The organism is Romboutsia weinsteinii (genome assembly GCF_002250835.2).
In the GTDB taxonomy this organism is placed as follows: Bacteria; Bacillota; Clostridia; order Peptostreptococcales; family Peptostreptococcaceae; genus Romboutsia_A; species Romboutsia_A weinsteinii.
Window position 1 is genome coordinate 16841 of sequence record NZ_NOJY02000036.1, and the last position, 11735, is coordinate 28575.

Annotated in this window: 12 protein-coding genes and 1 pseudogene; 1 reads left to right on the forward strand and 12 read right to left on the reverse strand. The window is 28.5% G+C overall.

The annotated features are described in order from the left end of the window. Positions 1 to 47: 47 nt before the first annotated feature. The 7 genes from CHL78_RS15130 to CHL78_RS15160 all read right to left on the reverse strand — a co-directional run bounded on the left by CHL78_RS15130 (position 48) and on the right by CHL78_RS15160 (position 6332). The gene (locus tag CHL78_RS15130) at positions 48 to 644 is read right to left on the reverse strand and encodes an ArsR/SmtB family transcription factor (protein ID WP_094369272.1); all 597 of its coding nucleotides are present in this window, start codon (positions 642 to 644) and stop codon (positions 48 to 50) included. An 82-nt stretch (positions 645 to 726) separates the two neighbouring features. Further along, positions 727 to 1644 carry a glutaminase A gene (gene glsA / locus CHL78_RS15135; protein WP_094369271.1) on the reverse strand — a complete coding sequence of 306 codons (918 nt, stop codon included), beginning with the start codon at positions 1642 to 1644 and terminating at the stop codon, positions 727 to 729. Positions 1645 to 1720: 76 nt separating this feature from the next. Continuing rightward, positions 1721 to 3388 carry a nucleoside kinase gene (locus tag CHL78_RS15140; protein ID WP_094369270.1) on the reverse strand — a complete coding sequence of 556 codons (1668 nt, stop codon included), beginning with the start codon at positions 3386 to 3388 and terminating at the stop codon, positions 1721 to 1723. A gap of 39 nt (positions 3389 to 3427) precedes the next feature. Continuing rightward, positions 3428 to 4189, reverse strand: coding sequence for a sugar phosphate isomerase/epimerase family protein (locus CHL78_RS15145; RefSeq protein ID WP_094369269.1), 762 nt, complete (start codon positions 4187 to 4189; stop codon positions 3428 to 3430). 8 nt (positions 4190 to 4197) lie between these two features. Further along, a complete protein-coding gene (gene lepB / locus CHL78_RS15150; protein WP_094369268.1) occupies positions 4198 to 4731 on the reverse strand; it encodes a signal peptidase I in 534 nt (177 codons plus the stop codon). Beyond that, the gene (locus CHL78_RS15155) at positions 4724 to 5548 is read right to left on the reverse strand and encodes a hypothetical protein (protein ID WP_094369267.1); all 825 of its coding nucleotides are present in this window, start codon (positions 5546 to 5548) and stop codon (positions 4724 to 4726) included. The genes lepB and CHL78_RS15155 overlap by 8 nt, the downstream gene beginning before the upstream one ends. Positions 5549 to 5624: 76 nt before the next feature. Beyond that, positions 5625 to 6332, reverse strand: a complete 708-nt coding sequence (locus tag CHL78_RS15160) for a PrsW family intramembrane metalloprotease (protein ID WP_094369266.1) — start codon at positions 6330 to 6332, stop codon at positions 5625 to 5627. Positions 6333 to 6457: 125 nt separating this feature from the next. Between CHL78_RS15160 and sleC the strand changes: the two genes are divergently transcribed. Continuing rightward, the gene (gene sleC / locus CHL78_RS15165) at positions 6458 to 7729 is read left to right on the forward strand and encodes a spore cortex-lytic germination protein SleC (protein ID WP_116041528.1); all 1272 of its coding nucleotides are present in this window, start codon (positions 6458 to 6460) and stop codon (positions 7727 to 7729) included. 44 nt (positions 7730 to 7773) lie between these two features. On the opposite strand, the gene CHL78_RS15170 is transcribed toward sleC, so the two are convergent. From CHL78_RS15170 to CHL78_RS21520, 5 genes and pseudogenes are all read right to left on the reverse strand, one after another. Then, positions 7774 to 8760, reverse strand: coding sequence for an ornithine cyclodeaminase family protein (locus CHL78_RS15170; protein WP_116041530.1), 987 nt, complete (start codon positions 8758 to 8760; stop codon positions 7774 to 7776). A gap of 19 nt (positions 8761 to 8779) precedes the next feature. Next, positions 8780 to 10150, reverse strand: a complete 1371-nt coding sequence (locus CHL78_RS15175) for a DUF3298 and DUF4163 domain-containing protein (RefSeq protein ID WP_094367153.1) — start codon at positions 10148 to 10150, stop codon at positions 8780 to 8782. Between the two features lie 187 nt (positions 10151 to 10337). Beyond that, positions 10338 to 10814: a C-GCAxxG-C-C family protein gene (locus CHL78_RS15180; RefSeq protein ID WP_243446457.1), complete on the reverse strand. Its 477-nt coding sequence runs from the start codon at positions 10812 to 10814 to the stop codon at positions 10338 to 10340. Positions 10815 to 10932: 118 nt separating this feature from the next. Continuing rightward, positions 10933 to 11493, reverse strand: coding sequence for an NUDIX hydrolase (locus CHL78_RS15185; RefSeq protein WP_094367154.1), 561 nt, complete (start codon positions 11491 to 11493; stop codon positions 10933 to 10935). 144 nt (positions 11494 to 11637) lie between these two features. Further along, positions 11638 to 11735 (reverse strand): annotated as a pseudogene (locus CHL78_RS21520) (NADH peroxidase); the annotation flags it as partial.

Here is an 11735-nt window from a genome sequence, read left to right on the forward strand (position 1 = left end):
ATTTAATTATACCCAAAAAAATAAGTATCAACAAATGTTGACACTTATTATACATTACATTCTGTTTTATTCACCGATTCTTCGTCCCCCGATAAAGAATTTAATAGAGGTATAGCAACTACAGCTATATCATACTTGCTGTCATCAATTCTATATTCCCTATTATTTAAAATCTCTTCTAACTTTAGTTTCATAACCTCATTTAGTTCATTAATTTCATTATGTGTAAGAGAAATATTATGATAGTCTATAACATTATTACTTTCCAATATATCTTCTTCTGCTGCTCTATAAAATACTTCACTTAGATCACTAAATTTAGATATACATAACTCTTTTTTTTCTTCATCAGTATCCAGTGAAAAGTCTAGAATAGTTTTACCAATAACTATATTTTTAGCTCTTGGGTAGTAATATTTTTCGACTATACCGGATTTGATTTTTTCTTCTACCAATTCTAAAATTCCAACTTTATATAAAGTCTTAATATGATAGTTAATTTTTGCATGAGGTTCATCTAGCAATTGGGATAGTTGCTTTGCTGATAATGGTTCTTTATTAAACGTTTTTAGAATGTCTATCCTGCGAGGGTGTGCTATCGCTTTTATACACTCTAAATCTCTTAGTACAAGTACTTCTTTCATTCCCCCCACCCCTAAAAAAAATTTATTTTATTATAACTTAATTATATATGAAGTGAGTATAGTTGTCAAAAAATTCTATATTTTAAAATATATTTAGTTCCAATCTGTTAGATAAGTCTTCTAATATTTTTATTCCAGCTACACTATTACCTTTTTTATCTAGTGCCGGACCGTATACTCCTATTCCCATTGTATTAGGTACTGAAGCAACTATCCCTCCTCCAACCCCAGATTTTGCAGGTATTCCAGTTCTTATAGCAAATTCTCCAGATGCATCATACATACCGCAAGTAACCATAAACGTCTTAACCATTCTAGATATATCTTTTCTAATTAGTCTTTCACCAGTTTCTATATCCACACCATAACTTGCAAGATTTATACCTATTCTTGCTAAATCAACAGTATCCACTTCTATAGAGCATTGCTTAAAATACAAATCCAGTACTTCTTCTACATCACCTGTTATAAACCCATCATTCTTTAAAAGGTATGCCATAGCTCTATTTCTATCTCCAGTTAACTTCTCAGATTTATATACATCATAATTTATCTGTAAACTATCATTTTTAGCTAATTTCCTAAAGAAATTTAACATCCTTGCCTCTTTTTCTTCTGCTGAATCACCTTTTATAAGAGAGGTTGTTACTATCGCTCCTGCATTTATCATAGGATTATTTGGTCTCTTAGTATCATTAGTCTCTAGTTTCATAATTGAATTGAAAGGGTCACCACTTGGTTCCATTCCAACTTTCGAAAAAACATAAGACCAATCATTATCCATAAGAGCCATTGCAAGTACTATTACTTTAGATATACTTTGTATAGTAAATTTAGTGCTATAATTCCCTTCTGTATAAATATTATTATATCTATCAATTATACATATCCCAACATCATCTCTATTTGCTTTTTTTAATTCAGGTATGTAAGATGCCACATTTCCTTCTTCTGTATATTTCTTACTTTCTTCTAAAACTTCTTTTAATATATTTTTCATATATTTTCTCCTTTGTTTAATTATAAAAAGGGATTATCTCAAAAATTTATTTTGAAATATCCCCCCTGTTTATATATTAATCTACTATTTTGCTTCCACCAATAAATTCTCTTAATATAGAAGTAGGCGGTATATCAGAAATATCCTTTAACTCTACAAAGTACTGTAAGAATTTAAGCAGTCTATTTGCTTCTATATAAATAGGATTAGTTTGGTCTATCTCTTCTAATAGAGGCTTAGCATAGTATTTTAATACTGACAACTCATACACACATGCTGAGTTGAAAATTATATCAGCTTCTTCTTGATAAGGGAATATATTTTTTCGTTCTCCTCTTCTTACTGATTCCCATTGCGTTATAGTTCTCTCGGCACTATATCCTCTAAAATTAAAATCTCTTACCATTCTTCTTATTAATCTAAGATCTGTAGTAGGTATTCTATTGTGATCATCTAAGTTTATTTGAGTTAGAGCGCTTATATATATCTTAAACTTATCTTCATCAGGTATGGACGATGTTAGCATAGGATTTAATCCATGAATCCCCTCTAGTATTATAGGTTGATCCGAGCTTATTTTTAATGTCTTTCCTGAATACTCCCTTTTCCCTGTTTTAAAATTAAATTTAGGAACTTTTATCTCTTCCCCATCTAAAAGTTTCTTTAAATCTGAGTTAAATGTTTCTAAGTCAATTGCATATATGGATTCAAAATCATAATTTCCAAATTCATCTAAAGGCGTATCTTCTCGGTCTACAAAGTAATCATCTAAAGATATTGATACTGGCTTTAAATGATTCACTCTTAGATGTATTGATAGCCTATGAGCAAAACTAGTTTTTCCTGAAGATGATGGTGCCGCTATTAATATTATCCTCTTACCATTTTCCTTTACAGTATCTGCTATTTGAGAAAGCTTTTTTTCATGGAGAGCTTCCACGGTTCTAATCATATCACCGTAATTACCATTTTCTATAAGTTCATTAAGAGATAGTACATTATCTATTCCCATAAGATTAGACCATTGTTCTGCTTCATTATATATATTTGCAAGTTTTTCTTGTGGTTTTAAGTCTTTGGGTCTAGATTTATCATCATCTCTAGGACCTAAAAGTACAACTCCGCCTTTGTATAATTTTAAATCAAATACTTTTATATATCCTGTTGACGGTAGCATATATCCATAAAAATGATCTATATGTCCTCTACATTTATATAACTTTACATCATCATATTCCTTATATCTTAATAATTCTGCTCTATCATGCATATTTTCTTTATTAAATATGTCTTCAGCTTCCTCTTTGGTAATTGTTATTTTTTCTATATCATAGTTGTTATTTATTATTTCATTCATTTTATTTTTAATAGCTTCTACATCTTTTTCTTCTAATATTTTATCCATGTGTAATTCACAATAGATACCATTGGCTAAAGAATGTTCAACTGTAACTCTGACATTTTCAAATAATTCTTTACATGCCATTACAAAAATAAATGATGTAGTTCTTCCATACACTCTTAATCCATCTGTATTCGTAGTATCTAAAAATCTTATTTTACAATCTGAGCTTACTTCATAGCTTAATTCCCTTAACTTGTTGTCTATGACTCCAAGGCTTATATACCCTTTAGCATCATTTTGAATATCTTTAACTAGATCTTCTAATCTTACACTAGATGCTTTAATATCTATACTATATTCTCCCCCACTGGTTTTTAGGTCTAATTTTAAACTACTCATAACATCATCCTTTCTTCTATAGACATGAAAAAGAGGTATTTATACCTCTTTTGTTATAAGATTTATGGTGTCCATAGTATCCTTAATATGATTATAATCAATCTCTAAAATTAAATATTCTGCTTTTAATTTTAAAACCTTTTTTATATGAGATATTTCTAATACACCATTTCCAATACCTACATGTATATCATTAATTCCATCATTATCACTTAGATGAATTATTTGAATCTTATCACTTAATCTTTCTATATAGTTATCCTTATTGATTAAGTAATGGCCAGTATCATAGCAGAAACAAATATTTGGTGTATCAATTTTATTAAGTATATATTCAAAATCATAGCAAGTATTTCCTATATTTGATAAATCCCCATATTTTGAATAAGTATTTTCTATAGAAATCTTTATATTATCTCTTATATTTATTCCTTTTAAAAATTCTACGCTATTATCTAAATATTTATTTCTATTATTTTTTAATCTATTACTTATCACATACCCTAAATGTAAATTATAATACTTTATATCAAAATCTATAAGTAGGTCATCCATTTCCTTTATAAATTTTACCCATTGTTTTCTCATATAATCTATATTTTCACATGGGTTTAACTCCATAGGAAGATGAATACCTACTGATAGCCCTAGATTTTCTATTCTATCCTTATAATTAAGTAATTTTATACAGTCTTGTAAATTATCTAATCCTATTTCTATATGATTTATGTCTTTTATATTCTCACATAAATCTAAACCCTCTTGTAAATTAAATAACAGCGATGATATCCCAATCTTCATAGTAATACCTACTTAATCGTTCCTATTTTATTAAATGGGAATAATCTTATCATAACTTTCCCCATTATATTATTATCATCTACTAATCCTACTTCTTCATATCTACTATCTAAACTTTTTTCTCTATTATCTCCCATAGCAAATACTTTACCTTCAGGGATAACTTGATCTATATTACCTTCTGTATATGCATTATGTATATATGATTCTTCTACAAGCTTATCATTTACATATACCTTTGAATCTTGTATCTTAATATGATCTCCAGCTACAGCTATAACACGCTTAACCAAATCTTTAGGTGTACCATCATCTTGTAATAGGTCTGTACTAAATACTATTACATCACCCTTCCTAGGTTCTCCCATCTTATAAGACATTCTATTAATTATCAGATAATCATTTTCTTCTAGTGTTGGGTACATTGATTCCCCTCTTACTAAAGTAGGTCTTATAAATTGAGTAATAATAAATGCAAATACTAATGCTGTAGCAATTATTTTCACCCATTCAATAGCTTCCTTTTTAAATTTATCACTCACTCACACCATCTCCTCTTTGATACTTAGTATAGCTGCCTATTAATTGTATAGCTATATCATTGATATGATCATATTTATCCATTTTTATCCCTATATCCAATAACTCACAGGCTTTAACCAAGTCCTTAGTTACCTCCATCGGATTTCCATATATATGTTCAATATCTTCTTTACTAACTCCTTTAAATCCATGGCCGACTGGACTTTCATTTCTAATTTTTATTAAGTTCTCTAGTCTCTCACTGTTTAATATATTTAAGACCTTTTCCATTCTTTTCGTATTTTTAACGTGTCTATTTGTATAAACAGTGACTGCATGGATTAAATTCCCATTATATATATTATACTTCTTTTTTAGAGTGTATAAAATATTTTTCTTAGATACCATATACCCGTGCATACATACTTTATAGTTTTTTGATTCTTTAGTGCTTACAAATATATATTTAAATAAAGCTTCTTTCAATCTATATAGTCTACCTAGGAAATCTATATACTCTTCATTTACAATTTGAATTTTTATATTTTCTATCAGCTCTGATAATATATCTTCAGGTTCGCCTAGTTTTAAATTATTTAAATTAGTTATAAGATTTCGTATTTCTCTTTTTTGAATCATTCTTTCACTCATTTTATTAACACTTTTTAGCGCTTTATCAAAGTCAAAATTAACCGAGTACTTGCATGATTCTAATAGGTAGTATAAATCACCATCTTCTATCTCTGCCTCTTCTAATACATCTAGTACTGCATCATAATCATATCTTTGTAAAAATTTATATATTACATATTCTTGATTTTTTTCTAAATAAGCCATATGATTCCTCCTAAAAATAACTTACTACTTAGTATTATTAATAACACATTTATTTATTCTAAAACCTATATAGTCTTTATCTATGATGCTTACGTCTAAAGAATCTCTTTTTTGAATTATCAACATAATCATCTAATTTATCTAAATTTATTTTCCATAAAAAAATCAAATAAATTATAAACAATACAATAGCCCATTTGTAAGCTACCATAAGTATAAAGTCAAATGCACCATGAGAAAGAATAGGAACTAATAATGCCATAACCATATATTCTCTTTTTTTATTTTTATTATTTTCATATTTGTACTTTGACACATAATACCCCATAGCAATTGCAAACATCATGTGCGTAGGCACAGATATTACAGCTCTTATCAACCCAACCTGAAAAGCTTGTGAGCTCTTTTCAAAAAGTATATATATTATATTTTCAATAGTTGCAAATCCCAATGATAAATAGGCTGAGTATATTATTCCATCTAGCTTTTCATTAAAGTTTTTTTCTCTCAATAAATTAGGTATTAATGCTATTGCCTTTAGACCCTCTTCTGTAAGTCCTGCCACGATAAATGACATATATATTATGTAGTAATAACCATCAAATATATTTATCTTTACTAAAAATTCCTCCAATCCAATTCCAATAAAACTCATAAGCGCTCCTATTAAAAAATATTTTATTAAAAGTCTTATAGGCTCTTTTTCATATTTATCTTTTATATATAACCACAATGAACATGCTATTATTGGTGCTAATGCTAATACTAATATCTCTATTTTCATAAAAAATTTCCTCTCTATTAAGATTCAATATATATTATTTCCATTTCCCTTAACAAAATAAGAACTATCTTCATATAATGTTATATAGCATAAGTTTAAACTATCTAAAGGAGAGGTGATTTTTTATGCAAGATGGTTTTTTAACGGTTAGTGTAATTGATTCTACTACTAACAGACCTATAGAAGGCGCTACTATAAATATATATACAACTCCTGGCAGCGGTGAAGCTCAGGCTACTTTATTTCAAAATTTGATTACGAATGAATCCGGTCAAGTAACTAATTTAGTACTTCCTGCACCAGATATTATTTATTCTCAGCAACCTTCAGATGTGAGACCCTATAGCGAGTATACAGTCGAGGTAATTTTTGATGGCTACGAAACAATAATTATAGACGGAACTCAATTATTCCCAACTATTCAAGCAAGACAGGGTATACCATTAGTTCCTAAGGCAAGATCTAGAAGATCTTATTCAAGACAAAATGAAATTGTTTATGAGATTGATGCAAATACACTTTGGGGAAATTACCCTCCAAAGATTCCAGAAAGTGATTTAAAACCATTACCACCACCTTCTGGATTTGTTGTCTTAGATAATCCTGTTGTCCCAGAATTTATAGTTGTTCACGATGGTTTGCCAGAAAATACTGGTGCACAAAATTATTGGGTTCCATTCAAAGAATATATTAAAAATGTTGCCTCCTCTGAAATCTATTCAACTTGGCCTGATCAGACAATATACGCTAATATTATAGCTATAATTTCCTTCACTTTAAACAGAGTATTTACAGAGTGGTACAGAAATAAAGGATATAATTTTACAATAACTTCTTCTACCGCTTACGATCATAAATTTATTTATAACAGAAATATATTTGAAAATATTAGCGTAATAGTAGATGATATATTTAATACTTTTATAAAAAGACCTCCTACTGCTAGGCAACCTCTTTTAGCTCAGTATTGTGATGGTAAAAAATCTCAATGTCCTAATCAAATGACTCAGTGGGGAAGTAAAGATCTAGGTGATCAAGGATATGATTATGAAGCTATATTGAAAAATTTCTACGGAGGAGAAATAGTTTTGGAAAAGGCTCCTGTAGTAAGTGGTGTTCCTGTTTCATACCCTAACGAAACTCTTCAGGTGGGGTCTAACAATAAATATGTTAGAACTATACAGAATCAGTTAAATGCCATATCCAAATCCTATCCAGCTATTCCTAAAGTAAAGGAAGATGGAATATATGGCGAATCTACAGCTGAAGCAGTTAAAACATTCCAAGGTATTTTTGGCCTGCCTCAAACAGGTGTAGTAGATTTTAAAACTTGGTATGAGATTTCTCGAGTATATGTTGCTACTACTAAAATAGCATCATTAAACCCTACAATTTAATAAAATACCTCAAAGTACTAAGCTATAGTACTTTGAGGTATTTTCTAATTCCACTCTATTCCAATTTTATTAGTTATTGCTTTATCATATATTCTCTTTGCAGTAACTACGTCTTGAACTCCTATTCCAACAGTTTTAAATACTATTATTTCATCATCACTTTCTCTTCCTATAATATCTCCTGTTATTACACTACCTAATTCTCCACTTATATTTTCCTTACTTACTAAACCTTGCTCTAATGGTATTAATATATCTCCAGATTCAGCTAATACTGCATCTGTTGATTCAAAAAATATTTTTGATGCACGAGTTAATGCTACCGGATCAATTTCTTGCATATTATGTAAGTATGATCCTACTCCGCTTATTAATGCTCCTTTTTTAATTAAGTTGCCGTCAAATACTGGTGTAGTAGATGTTGTAACAGTAATTATTACGTCTGCATCTTGTATAGCTTTATTAGAAGATTCAACAGCGATTATCTTTGTATTGTAATGTGCAAACTCTTCATTCATTTTGATTGCAAAAGATTCTCTTTGGTCTTTATTTCTACTATATACTCTAACCTCATCTAAATCCCTTGCAACTAGCATAGCTTCTAGTTGCTTCTCAGCTTGACCACCTGTGCCTATCAATGCACCTATCTTGGCTTCTTTTACTGCTAAAACATCAATAGCTGCCCCTGAAGCTGCTCCTGTTCTAAGCTGAGTTATATAAGTTCCATCTAGTATAGAGCTTACTTCTCCTGTAGTTGCGTCCATAAGCATAACTGTAGCTGGAGTTACGGGTTTATTCTTTTCTATATTTTTAGGAAAAACTGAAACTATTTTTAAACCTGCACATTCTAAATCTGAAACATACCCAGGCATAAACAACATAACACCTTCTTGTTCTTTAACTGGTATATTGGTTCTAAGTGGAGCCACAGATTTACCTTTAGAATAAATTGTAAAAGCTTCTTTATTTGCCTCTATAGCATCCTTCATAGAAAAAACATTCTTTATATCTTCTTTGTTTAAAAGTAACACAATAATTTCCCCCAATTTATCATTTAAAAAATTCTATATACTCATATTTCAAAATATGACTTATACTATTAATATTCAACAAAAACTCTGGAATTCCTGCCGCATAAGGAGCTATATCATATAAATCAAAATATATTACTAAGTTATCATCCTGTATATAAAACTTTTGATCATCCTTTATGCTATTAAATTGATATATCCCTACATTTTCTTTGTCAGTTTTTCCTAGATCTTCTATTTGATTTCTTATCTCTTTATTTATAACTTCTTTGTAATTTACCTGAGTTTTGAACAAATCACTTAATTTTAATATATTTCCATCTCTCATATCTATATTATAGGCTATATTTTCATAATAACCATGAGCTCCACCACTATACTTATAGTATTTCACTAATATACTAAGCATATTATCACTATTTTTTTTGACCTCAAAATCTGTATTTGCCACAAACTTTACCTCTCCCTCAGGATAATCCTTTATATAAGCTTTAGCTTCTTCTTGAGATTTATTATAATCTTGCATAATATCATTTTTTATCCTATCATTTATAGATCTTTCAATATCTTTATTCTGAGTCATTATTATAGGTATATTTATCACGCTATTTATATATTTATTATTATTGGTTATTGTTTGAGTATCTACATTTGCAACTATCTCACTGGTTTCTATCATCTTTATATTATTAAATACTTCATAGGGTACTTTAAATTCATAGTCTACTTTATTTTCACTATCTTTATATGGATTAAAATAAACATCTATACCACCATCAGATAGAATATAATTGGTATACTTATCTACAACTATTTTATCTTTATCTAATTTTATTTTTTTCTCATCTATATAATTATTTATATAATTTTCTATGACTTGATTATAATCATCATTCTCTTTTAGAAAATTATCTAGGTAAATTCTTTGACCTGTGTTTAAATCAAATATATAGCTATCTTTTTCAAGTTTAAATTTATCCTTTTCCAGTTTTATATCTCTGTATATTACAATATTTAATAATTTTTTATTTTCAAATGCAATATCATATCCAACTGAAACACTAGTCTTGGATTTTCTATTAGTAATTTCACTAATTTGTTTTTGCTCATTTACAAATTCATTAACATTTTTTCTTATGTATGTGTTTATATATCTTTCTACATCTTTATTTTCATAATGTACCTCTGGCATTTTTATATTCAATGTTATATTTTTATAATTTACCTTACTATTTTCTTCTGTTATTTTTACAGTTCTAAGAACTTGAGATAAATTATTTTGTATTATATCTCCAATTCGTAAGAAGCTATTTTCTTTTATGAAATACATAATTACTATTCCTATAGTTATTATCGTTAATGACTTTATAAAGTTTCTTGTAGACTTCATAATGTTATTCCTCCTAAATAGAATTCATCTACTATTTTTTGGAGTTTTTATTTTTTTATCCTATAAAATTCACTTACTTAAAACTAAATTATAATTTAGCTAAGATTATATAATCACAAAACCCTCAACACAAAAAAGACTTAAGTCCTTTAAGATACTTAAGTCTTTTTAATTAGATATAGTTAATTTAGTCATCTAAATTAACTATATCTAATTCTCTAACTATTACTTCAGCAGTTTTTCTAGCCATTTCACCTGTAAATGCTATACACTGCTCTTTATGCTCACCTGATCCCATATCCATTCCTTTAGTATGTACACTACAACATAAAACTCTGTGATTTTTTCTAAAGCTTTCTTGCACTTCATTTGCTAACTCTAATGTCCTATTTACTTTAGGATCTGCCCCCGTTTTTCTTCCAAAGAAATATCCTATGCACATTATTGCACCTGAAACAGCTCCACACACACATTTAGATCTCCCTATACCAATTGGGAATCCTGAAGCCATTGCTATCATCTCTTCTGGCATGTCCAATTCAAAATTACTTCTTATAGATGCTACTATAGATTCTGAACAGAAGTAATCACCTTTTCTATATAATTCTTCTGCATCTTTTTGAATCTTGCTTACACTAACTGCTGCTATCATTTCTTTAATCATGTTAATGCCCCCGTATTTATAATTTTATTTGAATTCTATATAATATGTCTTATATTGTAAATCTAAATAAAAATTTACAATATAAGACATATTCTGCCTATAGATTTTCTTAATAAAGTTATATATTTTTAGCTCTTAGTATTATTTTTTTATAGATTTCAATAAGATAAGGTTCATTACTAAAATCACTAATTTTATCTATAGCTATCCATTTAACTCCACTATTTTCATCTTCTTTTATAGTTAGCTCTTCGTCCTCATCTGATATTAACACATATGCTATAGATAAATGAAGATGAGCACTTACATAGTTGCCCTTTTTTACATGTCCATATACAGGTAATATATCAATAGACACAATTTCTTCGCTTAGAGGCTTGATATTACATATCCCTGTTTCTTCTTTTGCTTCTTTTAATGCAACATAAAGTAGATCTGAATCACCATCTGCATGACCGCCTGTCCACGCCCAAGTATTATAAATATTATGATGTACCATAAGTACTTTATCCATTGTAGGATTCATTATGAATCCTGAACTTGTAATATGTGCTATCTCATTTTCTCTCAATAAAACATTGTGATTAAATTTGTCTATATATTCTATAATAATTTTTTTATCATTTTCTTCTTGTTCTGTTAATGGTGTAAAGCGTTCAATTTGATCTTTATATAACATATTAAATTCACCTCATCTTAATATTTATTTATAAAATAACATTATATCAGATTGTATATTTAAACTCATCTATTCAGAAAAAATATGTATTTTAGACACAAAAAAGCTACCTATTTTAAAGGTAGCCTTTTGTATATTTTAAAATTAAGCTTGCTTTCCAAAGTGTCTTTCTAATAATCCTAAGAATGCTTTACCATGTCTAGCTTCATCTTTACACATTTCATGAACTGTATCATGTATTG